Genomic DNA, 15,095 nt, shown 5'->3' on the forward strand with positions numbered 1-15,095 from the left:
TTAGCCTTGGCGTCGTCGCAAAGAAGATGTTGAACGGTTGATCATGTCGTTTGCATAGGCAGCTTTTTGCGCCTTGCAAAGCAAAAAACATGCCCGTGATGGCCGCAAACCGTGGCGCGGGCCGTGCTGCAGGTCTTTTGCTGTTGTTTTAAAGGAGCGATTGGCCTCAGCGCAGGCCCAATCGCCCGTTCCCGCCTTGCACCCAAGCTGTCAGTGATTAGTATAGGGACTTGAGATTTTTCCAAGGCGGTCCTGAGAAGGGCCGCTTGATAGCTAAGGACGCCAAATGTCTTGGACCGATGACCGCGTAGAGATCCTGAAGAAAATGTGGGGCGAGGGCCAATCCGCAAGCCAGATTGCAAAGGAGTTGGGCGGCGTGACCCGCAATGCCGTAATCGGCAAGGTGCATCGTTTGGGCCTGTCCAACCGGACCGCAACCGCAGCGCCCGCGGCCGCCCCTGCTGCTGCCGCCAAGCCCGAAGCCAAGGCCAAGCCCGCAGCGAAACCTGCCGCCGCTAAGGCAAAGGCAGAACCCGCCCCCGAAGCGGCAGAGCCCGAAGCAGCAGAGGCCGTGCCAGCGCCCCGCCCCAACCTGCCAGCGCGCGCCAAGATCATTCCCGCCGGCCAGCCGCTGCCCCCGCAGCCTTCGGCCAACGAGATCAGCCCCGAAGCATTGGCGAAAGTCAGCGAAGTCGAGAAAAAGTCGAAGAAGATCGGCCTGATGGACCTGACAGAGCGGACCTGCAAATGGCCTGTCGGTGACCCCGCGACAGATGATTTCTGGTTCTGTGGTCTGCCTGTGCAGCAAGGCAAGCCCTATTGCGAGGCCCACGTTGGCGTCGCGTTCCAGCCGATGAGCGCGCGGCGCGACCGCCGCCGCTAAACCGCAACGGACATCAGACAAACGAAAGGCCAGACAGCGATGTCTGGCCTTTTTCGTATTCGTACGGTGCGTGGAAGGCTTGTCTACCCCGCGGCGGTTTTGCCCCGTCTGTCGCCGCGCAGCTGCGCATAAAGCACATGGGTTCGCCAGCGACCGTCGATTTGCAGATAGCTTTGGGCGACGCCCTCGTATTTGAAGCCGGTTTTTTCCAGCAACCCGCGCGAGGCGATGTTTTCAGGCAGGCAGGCGGCCTCTACCCGGCTGATGTCCAGACGGGTGAATGCGTGGTGCACTGTCGCTTCGATCGCTTCGCGCATATAACCACGGCGAGCGAATTGTTCGCCGGTCCAATAGCCCAATGTCCCCGCCTGTGCGGGACCCCGGCGGATGTTATCAAGCGTGATCGCACCGATCAGCATGTTGTCTTTGCGCCGGATCAGGAACAACGGCAGCGCGGTGCCCGCAGAGACAGAGCGGTTCGCCCAATAGACCCGATTGGTAAATGCCTTGCGCGACAGATGGTCCGGTGCCCAAGACGGCTCCCACGGGGAAAGATAGGTGCTGCTGTCCGACCGCAAGGTTGCCCAAGGGCGGAAGTCAGCATGCACCGGCGGGCGCAAGGTCAGCCTTTCGGTTTCAATGGCCAGCTTTCGTTTCAGCAGTTGCATCAGGCAGCGCGACGCTCCTGCAGCTCTTCCAAAGTGGGGGCCCCATCGACCGGACCATAAAGTGCCAGCGCGGCAGGTGCACTTGCGGCCATGTTCTGGGCAAAATCACGCACGTCACCGGTGGTCACGGCATCAATCTGCGCGATGGTTTCTTCCAGCGGAGGCACGCGGTCCCAGATCTGGATCAGACGCGCCAGTCGTTCGGCACGGTTTGACGGGCTTTCCAGCCCCATCAGCAGCCCTGCCTTCATCTGCGCCCGTGCCCGCGCGACCTCGGCCGGGGACATGTCAGAGGCAGCGCGCTTCATCTCGTCAATGGTGATGCCTGCAAGTTCGGGCAGCTGTTCGCCACTTGTGCCGGCATAGACCGTCATCATGCCTGTATCGGCATAGGCCCCTGCCTGCGCAAAGATCGTATAGCACAGTCCACGGTTCTCGCGGACCTCCTGGAACAGGCGGCTCGACATGCCGCCCCCAAGCGCGGAGGCATAGATTTGCGCGACATAGATATCATCAGCGCGGTAGCCGGGGGATTCGAAGCCGAGCGCGAAATGGGCTTGCTCTAGCGGTTTCAATTGGCGCACTTCGCCGCCGCTGAACTTGGCCGCATCGACATCGAACAAGGGTTTGGGTGGCATATCACCAAACAGCTGTTCGGCCAGACGCACGATCTCATCGTGATCGACGGCACCGGCTGCGGCGAGGATCATCTGGTCGGGACCGTAGTGCTCGCCGATAAAGCCTGACAGGTCCTCGCGGGTGAAGTTCGACACGCGCTCGGACGGCCCAAGAATGGTGCGTCCGATGGGCTGGTTGGGATAGGCCTTTTCCTGCAACCAATCGAAAATCACGTCGTCCGGCGTATCTAGCGCTTGGCCGATCTCTTGCAGGATCACGCCGCGCTCTACCTCTATCTCACCGTTATCAAGCACCGGATTGCGCAGGATATCAGCGATCACATCCAGCCCGAGCGACACGTCGTTTTCCAGCACGCGCACGTAGTACGCCGTCACTTCGCGCGAGGTATAGGCGTTGATATAGCCGCCTACGTCTTCTATCGCCTCGGCGATTTGCAGCGATGTGCGCTTGGCCGTGCCTTTAAACGCCATATGCTCAAGGAAATGCGCGATACCGTTTTGCGTGGCCGTTTCATGCCGCGCACCCGCCGAGACCCAAACCCCGATAGACGCCGACGCGAGCCCAGGCATATGTTCGGTTACAATGCGAAAGCCGTTGGACAGGCGGTGTTGTTGCAAGCTCACTGAGCAATGCCCCCTTTGATAATATCTTTAAGCGCCTCAAGATCGTTCGGCACGCGGGTCACGCGTTCTTCGCGGTCAAACAGATCGGCCATGTGTTCCGGCAGCGGCGGGCGCACGCCAGTGGCGGCTTCCACGGCATCAGGGAATTTGGCCGGATGCGCAGTGGCCAGTGTGATCATCGGCGTCGCGGGATCGCGCAAAGCGGCCCCCACACGCACACCGATGGCGGAATGCGGGCACAGCAGCTCGTTTGTGTCGGCGTAGAAAGCCTTGATCGTTTCGCTGGTTTCGTCTTCGGAAACGCGGCCCGATTTATAGGTGTTCTGTAGATCGCGCAGGGCATTGTCGCCTACGTCAAACCCGCCCTTGGCCAGATCGTCCATCAGGGTGTTGATCGCGTCACTGTCCTGCCCATAGGCAAAATACAACGCGCGTTCAAAGTTGGAGCTCACCTGAATATCCATCGACGGGCTGATCGAGGCATGGACCTCGCCCTTGTGGTATCCGCCCGTGGTCAGGCAGCGGTGCAAAATGTCGTTCTGGTTTGTGGCGACGACCAGATCGGCAATCGGCAGCCCCATTTCACGCGCGATATAGCCCGCGAAGATATCGCCAAAGTTGCCCGTAGGCACGGTAAAGCTGACTTTGCGGTCCAACGCGCCCATGGCCAGCCCTGCGGTAAAGTAATAGACCACCTGCGCCAGCACGCGGCCCCAGTTGATGCTGTTGACCCCTGCCAGTTGCACCCCGTCGCGGAAGGCGTGATCGTTGAACATATCCTTCAGACGGGCCTGACAATCGTCGAAATCACCGTCCAGCGCCAGCGCGTGAACGTTGCTTTCGGATGGCGTGGTCATCTGGCGACGCTGCACGTCGGACACCCGGCCATGGGGGAAGAGGATAAACACATCGACGTTGTCCAGCCCGCGAAACGCCTCGATTGCGGCAGAGCCGGTATCGCCGGAAGTCGCACCAACGATGGTCACCCGTTCGCCCTTGCGTGACAGCGCGGCCTGAAACATGTGGCCGATCAGCTGCATGGCGAAATCCTTGAACGCCAGCGTGGGGCCGTGGAACAGCTCTAGCAGGAAGTGGCCCTGTTCAAGCTGTACCAATGGGGCACGAACGGTGTGATTGAACCCGGCATAGGCCTTGGCGATCAGCGTCTTGAATTCCTCGTCGCTGAACGTGTCACCAACAAAGGGTTTCATCACGCGAAAGGCGACATCCTCGTAGGACATCGCGGCCATCTCGCGCAGTTCATCGGTGCTGAGTGTCGGGATCGTTTCGGGCACATACAGACCGCCGTCACGGGCAAGGCCGGTCAGCAGCGCCTCTTCAAACGACAAAACGGGGGCGGAACCACGGGTAGAGACATAACGCATAGGGTTGGTCAGCTTTCGGTTTTGGGTGCGCGGCGGCGGCGCAGGAAGAAAAGGCTCATCCCAAGCCAGATCGCGGCAAGAGAGAACCAAGTGATCGCATATTGCAAGTGATCGTTGGGAATTCGGGCGGTATCAACAGGCAACGGGCTGATCCCCGCTGCCGGCGGGGTGCTGCTGCGTGTGACCAGCAGCACAGGCTGCGTGCCAAGGGTTTGGGCCATGGCTGGCACATCGCGGGCAAACCAGATGTTGCCCTTCAGGTCGGCCTCGGGCGTGAAGCTATCGGTTTCCTGCGGCCATTGCAGATTGCCCGTGATGGTTGCGGGGCCATCGGAGCGCGCGGCGCCCTTGGCGCTGGCCACCGCGAAACCGCGATCCACCATGATCCGGCGACCATCCTCAAGCACGAAGGGTGTGATGATCCGGTAGCCTGCACCGACGTCCTTCTGGGACACGAGCACGTGCACCTCGCCCTGTTCGAACGCGCCCGACACGGTCACGGGCAGATAGGCGTCAAGGTCGCGGTTCACCGACGCAGGCAAGTCAACCGGTGCGGCAGCGATGCGGGTGTTGATGTCGGCGATGATCGCCTCTTTCCAGGCCAACCGCTGAAACTGCCAAACGCCCAGCCATATCAGGGTAGCGGCGCCGCCAAGGCCGACAATCAGCAGGAATAGCGTGCGACGCATAAAGCTCTCTTGAGGTTGGCACCCGTGGTCGGGTGGCGGCAATGCAAAGGCGCGCAAGGTCCCCCTCGCGCGCCTTTGCTTTTAGTGATTGCGGCCCGATTTGCAAGCCGACTGCGGGCTTAGATGCCCCACATATAGACGGCGAAGAAAAGGAACAGCCAGACCACATCCACAAAGTGCCAGTACCAAGCAGCGGCCTCAAAGCCGACGTGCTGCTCTTGGGTAAAGTGGCCTTTGATCGCGCGGACCAGACAGACCGCCAAGAAGATCGTACCGATTGCAACGTGGAAACCGTGGAAACCCGTCGCCATGAAGAAGCTGGAGAAGAACAGGTCGCCCCCGAAGGTCCAATCGTCGTGGACCAGCAGTTCGTAATACTCATAGGCTTGAAACGCGGTGAACAGCATGCCCAGAACGATCGCGATGGACAGGCCGGCGATCAGGTCTTTGCGGTTGTTCTCGTGGACCAGCGCGTGGTGCGCCCAAGTCACGGCACAGCCCGACAGCAGCAGGATCAGCGTGTTGATCAGCGGCAGGTGGAAGGCGTCAACCGGGATGATATCCGGCTGCACATAGGTGGAGCCCGGAAATTCGTCCATCGGGTACAGGGCTTCTTTGAAGAAGGTCCAGAACCACGCGACAAAGAACATCACTTCGGACATGATGAACAGGATGAAGCCATAGCGCAGACCGATGCGCACGACGTTGGTGTGATCGCCGACGTGGCTTTCGGCGACAACCTCGGACCACCATCCGAACATGCAATACAGCACAGCAACCAGACCACCCAAGAAAACGAAGGGGGTTACATCGTGCATCCAGAAAACACCACCAACCAGCATGACGCAGCCGGCAATGGAGCTGAGCAATGGCCATGTGGACGGCGGCAGAATGTGGTAGTCATGGTTCTTTTCATGGGCCATTGGTTCAGTCCCTCACCTTTTTCTTAATTCAGGTTTATCGCGCTGTCCTGATCGGGGGCTTCATAGCCCTCGGGCAGGTCAATTTCATAGAACGTATAAGACAGTGTGATCGTATGTACATACTTGCCATCACGGTCTTCGACGATTTCGGGGTCAACAAAGAAGCTGACGGGCATTTGAACGCGCTCACCGGGGGCGAGCACCTGTTCAGTAAAGCAAAAGCATTCGATCTTTTCAAAAAACGCCCCGGCGGCATAGGGCGTCACGTTATAAGACGCCTGCCCCGCAACCGGGTGATCGGTGGGGTTATAGGCCTCGTAAAAGGCTAGCCCTGTTTCACCGATGCGCAGCGTCATCTCGGTTGCAACGGGTTTGAATTCCCACGGCATGTTGTCGTTCAGGCTACCGTCAAAACGTACGGTGATCGTCTGGTCAAGAACGTCGCCGTCTGCGCTTGCGACCTGACCCGGCGTCCCGCCAAAGCCGGTGACGCGGCAGAACCAGTCGTAAAACGGGACAGACGCCCACGCGAGCCCGCCCATCAGAACCACGACAGTGACGGTCTGCATGACAGTCTTGGCGGGTCCGGACAAAGCCATCAGTTGCTCTCCTGCGTTTGGATGTCTCCACCCGGCAGATCGTTGAAATCGATGTTGGTGATTTTAACAAAAGTCAGCGCCATGACCAGCACAACAAAGCCAGCCAAAAGCAGACCAACGCCCAGGTTGCGCCCGCGACGACGGGTGTGAATTTCGTGTTCTGCTCGAATGCCCATTACCAGCCTCCCATGCCATAGCCGCGCAGCGTCGCCTCTACCAGAATGGCCCCGAAGTGCAGGAAAAGATACCACAGGGACAGACGGAAGAACTTGCGCTCTACGCGGAAATCATCAGCTTCGCTGTCATCTTCGTCACGCTTCCAGATACGGAACGCGCCAATCAGGAACAGCAGGTTCAAAACGCCGGCGGTGACCAGATAGATCGGCCCACCGATAGTGGTAAAGCCGGTACCGACAGCCAGAATGACCAGCAAAACAGTATAAGCCAGAATGTGACGACGGGTAGAGCGGCGACCGTGGGTCACGGTCAGCATCGGCACCTTCGCGTCGTCATAGTCATTGCGCATAAACAGCGCCAAGGCCCAGAAGTGCGGCGGTGTCCACATGAAGATCAGCGCGAACATCAGCCATGCCTCGACAGAGAAGCTGCCGGTGGCGATAATCCAGCCGATCACAGGCGGGAACGCACCCGCAGCCCCACCGATAACGATGTTCTGCGGTGTCGCGCGCTTGAGCCACATGGAATAGAAAACAGCGTAAAAGAGGATCGTGAACAGCAGCATGCCTGCGGCCAGCAGGTTTGCGGCCAGCCCGAGCATCACAACCGACATTCCCGACAGCGCGACGCCAATCGCCAACGCTTCGCCCGGCTGGACGCGGCCCGACGGGATCGGGCGGCCTTGGGTCCGGCGCATGATCGCGTCGATGTCAGCGTCCCACCACATGTTCAGCGCACCAGAGGCCCCTGCCCCGATAGCGACGAACAGGATCGACGCAAAGCCAACAACCGGATGAACAGAGTTCGGCGCGGCCAACATGCCGACAAGCGCGGTAAAAACCACCAACTGCATGACGCGCGGCTTCATCAGGGCAAAGTAATCCCCGAACTGCGCTTCGTACTCGCCCGCAGGTGTCGTGCTGGTATCAGTCATGCGATCTCTCATACAAAAGGAACCCGGGGCGCGCACGTCGCGCACCCCGCATCAGCAATTGTGCCTTACTTGGACGCAACGGTCAGAGCTTGCGGAATGCCCGCATACTCTTCTTTCGCGTTACCCAGCCACTGTGCGTAAACCTCTTCCGAGACGACTTTCACAGTGATCGGCATATAGGCGTGGGCGTTGCCGCACAATTCGGAGCACTGGCCAAAGTACACGCCTTCTTTCTCGGCGGTGAACCATGTTTCCGCCAGACGGCCAGGTACAGCGTCTTGCTTTACGCCGAAGGCAGGCATTGCCCACGAATGGATCACGTCGGACCCCGTGACCTGAACCACGATCGTTTTGCCCACGGGGATCACGACAGCGGTATCGGTCGCCAGCAGGAACTGCCGCTCGGTATAGCCGGCGGCTTCGAGCTGGGCGATGACCTCGGGTGTTTTGCGGTTTTCACCACCAACAGCAGGCGCACCGATCATGTAGCTGTCAAAGCCAAAGCCTTCGTCGACATAATCATAGGACCAGTACCACTGGTTGCCCGTTGCCTTGATCGTCAGATCAGCTTGGGGAATTTCCTGTTGGCGGAACAGGATTGGCAGCGAATAGGCCCCGATCAGTACCAGAATCAGGATAGGTGCAACGGTCCAAAGGATCTCGACCGGCGTGTGGTGCGTAAAAGAAGCCGCAACAGGGTTGCGCTTCTTATTGTAGCGGAACGCCACCCAAAGGATCAAACCGGTGACGAAGATGGTGATCAAGGTGATGATGATCAGGATAAGATAGTCCAGATCGTGGATGTCTTGCGCCACGCGGGTGACGGCTGGCTGAAAGCCCATCTTGCCGTCAATCGGCTCACCAATGATTTCCAGCCCGTCGATGCGAAGGTTTTCCTGCGCCATTGCTGGCACGGCGGAAAAAGCGGCCATGAGACCCGAAAAAGAGAGAAGATGTTTCATATGTCGTCCTGATCTTGTGACCATTGATAAGCGAATCCCAGCACCACCCCGCAAATGGAGTCAGCTGTCCCGTTGTAATCTTTACGCTTACAATCATATTCTAACTTCAAGATAAAGACTTCTGCTTGCGTCAAACGGACGCGAAGCGATTTTTATGACACGATTCAAGGAACATTTTTATGAGCCAGCCGCCTTTCAACCCCTTTGAGGCGCAGCTTGACCGTGACGCCGCACTGTCCATCCTGCGTGACGCTGTTGCAGGTGCCGATGACGGGGAACTGTTTTTCGAGCGCCGCCGCTCCGAAGGGTTGGTGTTTGACGACGGGCGACTGAAAACAGCGAGCTACGACGCTTCCGAAGGGTTCGGGCTGCGCGCCGTGCGCGGCGATGTGTCAGGGTATGCCCACTCGACCGAGATCACAGAGGCCGCTTTGCGCCGCGCAAGCGAGACGGCGCGGCTGGCCGTGGGTGCGGGAGGTGGCACTTGGGCGGACGCGCCCGCAGCGACCAATCAAAAGCTTTATACCGACGAAGACCCGATCGCTGGCGCGGCCTTCCCCGTCAAGGTCGACACCCTGCGCGAGATCGATGATTTCGCCCGCAGCCTGGATTCCCGTGTCGTGCAGGTCTCTGCCTCTATTTCTGCCTCCATCCAAGAAGTCGAAATACTGCGCCCCGAAGGAAAATCCGTCCGCGATGTGCGCCCCATGACGCGGGTCAACGTGTCGGTGATCGTAGAACAAGACGGACGCCGCGAAAGCGGAACCGCGGGCGGCGGTGGCCGTGTCGGGCTGGACGGGCTGCTGGACCCCGCCGACTGGCAGGCCAAAATTCGCGAGGCTTTGCGCATCGCCTGCGTGAACCTGCGCGCCGTGCCTGCCCCTGCGGGGATGATGGATGTGGTGCTTGGCCCCGGCTGGCCCGGTATCTTGTTGCACGAGGCCATTGGCCACGGGCTGGAAGGCGATTTTAACCGCAAGGGATCAAGCGCGTTTGCAGGCCTCATGGGGCAGCGCATCGCGGCCAAAGGCGTGACGGTGCTGGATGACGGCACGCTGCCTGATCGGCGCGGGTCTATCTCTATTGATGACGAAGGCACGCCCTCGGCCAAGAATGTGCTGATCGAGGACGGCGTGCTGGTCGGCTATATGCAGGACCGGCAGAACGCGCGACTTATGGGGGTTGCCCCGACCGGTAATGGCCGCCGCGAATCCTATGCACACGCGCCGATGCCGCGCATGACCAACACCTATATGCTGGGCGGTGACGTGGCCCCCGGTGATATCGTCGCCGACCTGAAGGACGGTATTTATGCTGTCGGCTTTGGCGGCGGTCAGGTGGATATCACCAACGGCAAGTTCGTGTTCTCCTGCACCGAAGCCTACCGCGTGCGCAACGGGGTCGTGGGCGATCCGGTCAAAGGGGCCACTCTGATTGGCGATGGTGCCACCGCGCTGCAGCAGATTCGCGCCATCGGCAACGACCCCGCGCTCGACCCAGGGATGGGCAATTGCGGCAAAGCGGGCCAATGGGTGCCCGTTGGTGTTGGACAGCCGACATTGATGATCGGCGGGTTGACCGTCGGCGGTGCCGCCGCTGCATAATGGGCTAATGGGCAACCGGATGGGCGGGGGTGACGCGCTCCATCCGGTTGATCCAACATGGGCGTGAAATCAGCGGCGTGAGATCAGGGGCGTGAGATCACGGGCGTGAAGGTCCACAAACTCTATTCAAGTCAAATTAGTTCGACGCCGTTCATACTCTGTTAAGCAGCTTTGCCTAGAACTGGTGGAGCAACGGACGGAGACACGGGATGACTGACAGGAACAACGCTCCTTCCTCTTCCACGCCCCCCATGGTCCCAGCCACCTTGGAAGACGACAGCTTTGCCCAGCTTCGTCTGTTGCGCTCGCGCCGCGTCGGCGTCGTGACATATTACCGGATGCTGCGTGAATACGGCACAGCCCGCGCCGCGCTGGAGGCTCTGCCCGAGGTTGCACGCGCCGCAGGCGTGGAAGACTATCGAATCTGCCCCGAGAACATCGTGCAGGCAGAGTTGCGCGCGGCCAAAGGCGCTGGCGCGCGGCTGGTCACCCACGACAGCGTAGCCTACCCCCCTCATTTAGCAGAACTCGACGACGCCCCCCCGTTTCTATGGGCCATCGGAGATATCGACCTGCTGCACCGCCCCTTGGTGTCGATTGTGGGCGCGCGGAATGCCTCCTCCCTCGGGACGCGCATGACACGCGCCTTGGCGCGCGACTTGGGAGTGGCGGGGTTTACTGTCGTATCAGGGCTGGCGCGGGGCATCGACGCCGCGGCGCATCAGGCCGCGCTGGATACCGGCACCATCGCCGTTCAGGCGGGTGGCGTCGACGTGATCTATCCTGTCGAGAATACCGATCTTGCCCACGATATTGCCACCCAAGGCCTGCGCCTTTCGGAACAGCCCATGGGCTTGCAACCGATGGCGCGGCATTTTCCCAGCCGCAACAGGATCATCGCAGGGCTGGCCCGCGCAACCGTCGTGGTCGAGGCGGCGGCGAAGTCGGGCAGCCTGATCACCGCCCGCGATGCGCTGGACCAGGGGCGCGATGTGCTGGCGGTGCCCGGCCACCCGTTCGATGCACGTGCCGCGGGCTGCAACATGTTGATCCGTGACGGGGCCACGCTGGTGCGCAATGCCGCAGATGTGATCGAGCTTTTGGGCCCGGCTCGGCAAGAGCAGCCCGTTGCGTCGCCCCTCCACAGCCCACCACCGTCACCCGACCGTGACACTGCATCCCTGCACATCGAGATATTGTCGCGCCTCGGCCCCAGCCCCGTCGCCGAAGATCAACTGTTGCGCGATTTGGCCGTGGCACCGGCTATTGCCACACCTGTTATGGTGGAACTTGAGCTGAACGGCCGCATTCTGCGCCATGCGGGCGGTCTGGTGTCCCGAGCGGACTGAACACCGCGCAACCGCCGCTTGGGGGCCAGCCCCCGCTTTGGATTTCATCCAAAGCTCCCCCGGGATTTTGGACCATTTGGAAGGTGGCGAAGAGGCGCGTTCAGGTCGTCAAATCGGCCTCAGGCGCTGCTTCAAACCCCGTATATCAAAGGGGTCGCGCTGTTCTGCGGATTGACAAACTTCGCTTCACGCCACATGTCACAGCATAAGCCACGCGAATTAATTTGATCCAAGGTGCCGAATTTTATGCCAGTTGTCGTCGTCGAATCACCTGCAAAAGCCAAAACGATCAACTCGTATCTGGGCAGTGATTACATCGTGCTTGCGTCTTACGGCCACGTCCGCGACCTGCCCCCGAAGGACGGATCGGTCGACCCCGACAACGGGTTCGACATGACCTGGGAAGTCGCCACAGCGAGTAAAAAACACGTCAAAGCCATCGCTGATGCGCTGAAAGACGACAACGCATTGATCCTCGCGACTGACCCCGACCGCGAAGGCGAAGCGATCAGCTGGCACCTGCAAGAGACGTTGACCAAGCGCAAGTCGATCAAGAAGGACACGCCGGTCAGCCGCGTGGTGTTCAACCAGATCACCAAAAAGGCCGTGACCGAAGCGATGGCGAACCCGCGTCAGGTGGATATGCCGCTGGTCGAGGCCTATCTGGCACGGCGTGCGCTGGATTATCTGGTGGGGTTCAACCTGTCGCCTGTTCTTTGGCGCAAACTGCCCGGCGCAAAGTCGGCGGGGCGCGTGCAATCGGTCACTTTGCGGCTGATTGTCGAGCGCGAGATGGAAATCGAAGCCTTCCGCAACCGCGAATACTGGAGCGTGAAGGCGCTGGTCGCCACGCCACGCGGGCAGGAATTCGAGGCGCGGCTCGTGACAATGGCCGGCAAGAAGTTGGACCGCTTTGATCTGACCAATGAAACGCAGGCCGAAATGGCCGTGCAAGCCATCACCAGCCGCGATCTGACCGTCACCAGCGTCGAGGCAAAGCCTGCCAGCCGAAACCCCTCGGCCCCGTTCATGACGTCGACGTTACAACAGGAAGCCAGCCGCAAGTTCGGCATGGGTGCCCGCCAGACAATGAGCACGGCGCAGCGCCTGTATGAAGCCGGTCACATTACTTATATGCGGACCGACGGCATCGACATGGCCCCCGAGGCGATTACGATGGCGCGGGATGCGATCGCGGACCGGTTTGGCGCGGAGTACGTTCCATCAGAGCCACGTATCTACAAGAACAAGGCTAAGAACGCCCAAGAGGCGCACGAATGTGTGCGCCCGACTGACATGACCAAAGATTCCGCCGCGTTGAAACTGACGGAATCGGATCAACGCAAGCTTTATGACCTGATCTGGAAGCGGACGCTGGCCTGCCAGATGGAAAGCGCGCGTCTGGAACGCACCACGGTCGAGATCGGCAGCAAGGATGAACAGGTCGGCCTACGCGCCACCGGTCAGGTTGTGAAATTCGACGGCTTCCTGCGCGTCTATGAAGAAGGCCGGGATGACGTTGTGGACGAAGACGACAAGCGTCTGCCGCAGATCACTCAAGGCGACAAAATGGACAAACGCTCCGTTACGCCAGAGCAGCACTTCACCCAGCCGCCCCCCCGCTATACCGAAGCGACATTGGTCAAACGGATGGAAGAGCTTGGTATCGGGCGCCCGTCGACCTACGCCAGCGTTGTCACCACCATTCAAGACCGCGAATACGTCCGCAAGGAAGGCAACCGCCTGTTCCCCGAGGACAAGGGCCGTTTGGTCACCGCATTCCTCGAGAATTATTTCCGCAAATACGTGGGCTATGACTTTACCGCCGATCTGGAAGACCAGCTGGATAAGGTGAGCTCTGCCGACGCCAACTATAAAGATGTGCTGAGCCGCTTTTGGCAGGATTTCTCGGCTGCGATTGCCGAAACGGCCGATCTGCGCATCACCGAGGTGCTGGAAAAGATCAACGAGGTACTCGAGCCGCATCTGTTCCCGCAAAACGAAGACGGCAGCGACCCGCGCTTGTGTCCCAATTGTGAAATCGGGCGCTTGTCGATGCGCACAGCACGGTCCGGCGGCGCGTTTATCGGGTGCTCTAACTACCCTGAATGCCGCTATACCCGCCCCTTCGGCCCGCCCGACCCCGAGGCAGAAGCCTCGGCGATCCCGCCGGATGGCAAGCTGTTGGGCGAGGATATGGGCGAGGAGATTCGTGTGTTCAAAGGGCGCTTTGGCCCCTATGTGCAGCGCGGCCCCGTCACGGAAGAAAACAAGAAGCCGCCGCGTCAATCGGTGCCCAAGGACTGGCCCGCCGAAGAGCTGGAGCTGGAACGCGCTGTCATGCTGCTATCGCTCCCGCGGGAGATCGGGCCGCACCCTGAGGATGGCGTCATGGTCTGGGCGAATATCGGGCGCTACGGCCCCTACATAAAGCACGCCGAAAGCACGTCGAACCGTGGCGGGACCAACGCCAACCTTGAAGGTCTGGACGAGGTGTTCACCGTCGGCATGAACCGTGCCGTACAGTTGCTGGCTGAAAAAGTCGCCAGCCGTGGTGGCCGTGGCAAAGCTGCCATGCCGATCCGCGAGATGGGGGAACACCCTGATCTGGGCGGTGAGGTGAACATCATGGAAGGCAAGTATGGGCCGTACGTGAAGTGGGAGAAGGTCAACGCCACCATCCCCAAAGAGGTAGAGCCTGCTGATCTGACCATGGAACGCGCCGTTGAGCTGATCGAGGAAAAGCTGGCGAAATCCCCCGCCAAGCGCAAAGCCGCGACCAAAAAGCCTGCGGCAAAGAAACCCGCTGCGAAAAAGGCGGCACCCAAGAAAGCAGCGGCAAAGAAGGCTCCGGCCAAAAAGGCGACCGCCTCTAAAACCGCGACCAAAGCGGCCTCGACTCCAGACGCGTAAGAGTGCAACTCACATATATGTCATTTGATGAATATGTGAGTTGCCACACCCTGCCCGCGATGCTTTTACCTGTGGCAATCGCCACGGTAGAAGGAGATCAAGATGGCAGAGCAGACATTTTCACGACGCGGGTTGATCCTGACGGCAGGCGCGGCGCTATTTACGCCCGCCGTGTTGCGCGCGCAGACGCCGACACCTGAAGTCATCGACGTGGTACGCCACAACACAAACGGGTTCTCCAGCCAGAACTGGCAGGACCACTTTGACACCCTGGGTAAGGCTGCCATTGTCGCCGATACCTCGTCACGCGCGCTGCATTATTGGGGCGGCGATGGTGAAACCTACAAAATCTACCCGACGTCAGTCCCGCGCAGCGACGAGCTGACCAAACGCGGCTACACAAGTATCGTGCGCAAACGTGTTGGCCCGGACTGGACGCCGACCTCCAGCATGATCGAACGCGATCCGGACCTGAAATACATGCCTCCGGGGCCGGACAATCCGCTTGGGACCCACGCGATGTACCTCAGCTGGCCTGCCTATTTGATCCACGGCACACATGATACGCGCAAGATCGGGCGGCAAAGCTCTGACGGGTGCATCGGTCTTTACAACCACATGATCGAGGCCCTGTACCAGATTGCCCCCATCGGGACGCAGGTCCGTATCGTCTGACACGGTCACTCCCCCCTTTGAATAGAGGTGCCTGCCCTACGCTGGGGCAGGCCACCGAGATTTAGCAAAATA

Annotated in this window: 14 protein-coding genes; 5 read left to right on the top strand and 9 right to left on the bottom strand. The window is 60.0% G+C overall.

What is annotated here, in order from left to right; all coding sequences use genetic code 11:
- Positions 1–286: 286 nt before the first annotated feature.
- The gene (locus tag E5180_RS09565; RefSeq protein WP_138924180.1) at positions 287–883 is read left to right on the top strand and encodes a GcrA family cell cycle regulator; all 597 of its coding nucleotides are present in this window, start codon (positions 287–289) and stop codon (positions 881–883) included.
- A gap of 83 nt (positions 884–966) precedes the next feature.
- Here the strand turns inward: E5180_RS09565 and E5180_RS09570 are convergent, their stop codons facing one another.
- The 9 genes from E5180_RS09570 to coxB form a co-directional block, all read right to left on the bottom strand.
- A complete protein-coding gene (locus E5180_RS09570) occupies positions 967–1,551 on the bottom strand; it encodes a GNAT family N-acetyltransferase (RefSeq protein ID WP_138924181.1) in 585 nt (194 codons plus the stop codon).
- Positions 1,551–2,813, bottom strand: a complete 1,263-nt coding sequence (locus E5180_RS09575) for a M16 family metallopeptidase (protein WP_138924182.1) — start codon at positions 2,811–2,813, stop codon at positions 1,551–1,553. The genes E5180_RS09570 and E5180_RS09575 overlap by 1 nt, the downstream gene beginning before the upstream one ends.
- On the bottom strand, positions 2,810–4,198 hold the full coding sequence (thrC, locus tag E5180_RS09580; RefSeq protein ID WP_138924183.1) for a threonine synthase: 1,389 nt from the start codon (positions 4,196–4,198) through the stop codon (positions 2,810–2,812). The genes E5180_RS09575 and thrC overlap by 4 nt, the downstream gene beginning before the upstream one ends.
- A gap of 8 nt (positions 4,199–4,206) precedes the next feature.
- Positions 4,207–4,887, bottom strand: a complete 681-nt coding sequence (locus E5180_RS09585) for an SURF1 family protein (protein WP_138924184.1) — start codon at positions 4,885–4,887, stop codon at positions 4,207–4,209.
- Positions 4,888–5,006: 119 nt separating this feature from the next.
- Positions 5,007–5,810, bottom strand: a complete 804-nt coding sequence (locus E5180_RS09590) for a cytochrome c oxidase subunit 3 (protein ID WP_093733356.1) — start codon at positions 5,808–5,810, stop codon at positions 5,007–5,009.
- Positions 5,811–5,833: 23 nt separating this feature from the next.
- Entirely contained in the window at positions 5,834–6,409 is a 576-nt protein-coding gene (locus E5180_RS09595) for a cytochrome c oxidase assembly protein (RefSeq protein ID WP_138924185.1), read from the bottom strand.
- Positions 6,409–6,585: a cytochrome C oxidase assembly protein gene (locus E5180_RS09600; protein WP_093733358.1), complete on the bottom strand. Its 177-nt coding sequence runs from the start codon at positions 6,583–6,585 to the stop codon at positions 6,409–6,411. Before E5180_RS09600 ends, E5180_RS09595 begins: the two co-directional genes overlap by 1 nt.
- Complete coding sequence (gene cyoE / locus E5180_RS09605; RefSeq protein ID WP_138924186.1) at positions 6,585–7,520, bottom strand: heme o synthase; 936 nt, start codon at positions 7,518–7,520, stop codon at positions 6,585–6,587. The genes E5180_RS09600 and cyoE overlap by 1 nt, the downstream gene beginning before the upstream one ends.
- 65 nt (positions 7,521–7,585) lie before the next feature.
- On the bottom strand, positions 7,586–8,482 hold the full coding sequence (gene coxB / locus E5180_RS09610; RefSeq protein ID WP_093733360.1) for a cytochrome c oxidase subunit II: 897 nt from the start codon (positions 8,480–8,482) through the stop codon (positions 7,586–7,588).
- A gap of 179 nt (positions 8,483–8,661) precedes the next feature.
- Here coxB and tldD point away from each other — a divergent pair, with 179 nt between their 5' ends.
- The 4 genes from tldD (at position 8,662) to E5180_RS09630 (ending at position 15,023) form a co-directional block, all read left to right on the top strand.
- A complete protein-coding gene (gene tldD, locus E5180_RS09615; protein ID WP_138924187.1) occupies positions 8,662–10,086 on the top strand; it encodes a metalloprotease TldD in 1,425 nt (474 codons plus the stop codon).
- A gap of 209 nt (positions 10,087–10,295) precedes the next feature.
- Positions 10,296–11,435, top strand: a complete 1,140-nt coding sequence (gene dprA, locus E5180_RS09620) for a DNA-processing protein DprA (RefSeq protein ID WP_171048934.1) — start codon at positions 10,296–10,298, stop codon at positions 11,433–11,435.
- A 246-nt stretch (positions 11,436–11,681) separates the two neighbouring features.
- Entirely contained in the window at positions 11,682–14,348 is a 2,667-nt protein-coding gene (gene topA / locus E5180_RS09625) for a type I DNA topoisomerase (RefSeq protein WP_138924188.1), read from the top strand.
- A gap of 102 nt (positions 14,349–14,450) precedes the next feature.
- Positions 14,451–15,023, top strand: a complete 573-nt coding sequence (locus E5180_RS09630; RefSeq protein WP_138924189.1) for a L,D-transpeptidase — start codon at positions 14,451–14,453, stop codon at positions 15,021–15,023.
- The last annotated feature ends 72 nt before the right edge of the window (positions 15,024–15,095 follow it).

Source organism: Sulfitobacter sp. BSw21498 (assembly GCF_006064855.1).
Lineage (GTDB): Bacteria > Pseudomonadota > Alphaproteobacteria > Rhodobacterales > Rhodobacteraceae > Sulfitobacter.

Excerpts from the sequence above, each read along its gene's own strand:
- E5180_RS09630 (WP_138924189.1), top strand. The coding sequence starts at position 14,451 with ATGGCAGAGCAGACATTTTCACGACGCGGGTTGATCCTGACGGCAGGC.
- thrC (WP_138924183.1), bottom strand. The coding sequence starts at position 4,198 with ATGCGTTATGTCTCTACCCGTGGTTCCGCCCCCGTTTTGTCGTTTGAA.
- E5180_RS09570 (WP_138924181.1), bottom strand. The coding sequence starts at position 1,551 with ATGCAACTGCTGAAACGAAAGCTGGCCATTGAAACCGAAAGGCTGACC.
- E5180_RS09585 (WP_138924184.1), bottom strand. The coding sequence starts at position 4,887 with ATGCGTCGCACGCTATTCCTGCTGATTGTCGGCCTTGGCGGCGCCGCT.
- cyoE (WP_138924186.1), bottom strand. The coding sequence starts at position 7,520 with ATGACTGATACCAGCACGACACCTGCGGGCGAGTACGAAGCGCAGTTC.
- E5180_RS09595 (WP_138924185.1), bottom strand. The coding sequence starts at position 6,409 with ATGGCTTTGTCCGGACCCGCCAAGACTGTCATGCAGACCGTCACTGTC.
- E5180_RS09600 (WP_093733358.1), bottom strand. The coding sequence starts at position 6,585 with ATGGGCATTCGAGCAGAACACGAAATTCACACCCGTCGTCGCGGGCGC.
- topA (WP_138924188.1), top strand. The coding sequence starts at position 11,682 with ATGCCAGTTGTCGTCGTCGAATCACCTGCAAAAGCCAAAACGATCAAC.
- E5180_RS09565 (WP_138924180.1), top strand. The coding sequence starts at position 287 with ATGTCTTGGACCGATGACCGCGTAGAGATCCTGAAGAAAATGTGGGGC.
- coxB (WP_093733360.1), bottom strand. The coding sequence starts at position 8,482 with ATGAAACATCTTCTCTCTTTTTCGGGTCTCATGGCCGCTTTTTCCGCC.
- tldD (WP_138924187.1), top strand. The coding sequence starts at position 8,662 with ATGAGCCAGCCGCCTTTCAACCCCTTTGAGGCGCAGCTTGACCGTGAC.
- E5180_RS09590 (WP_093733356.1), bottom strand. The coding sequence starts at position 5,810 with ATGGCCCATGAAAAGAACCATGACTACCACATTCTGCCGCCGTCCACA.
- dprA (WP_171048934.1), top strand. The coding sequence starts at position 10,296 with ATGACTGACAGGAACAACGCTCCTTCCTCTTCCACGCCCCCCATGGTC.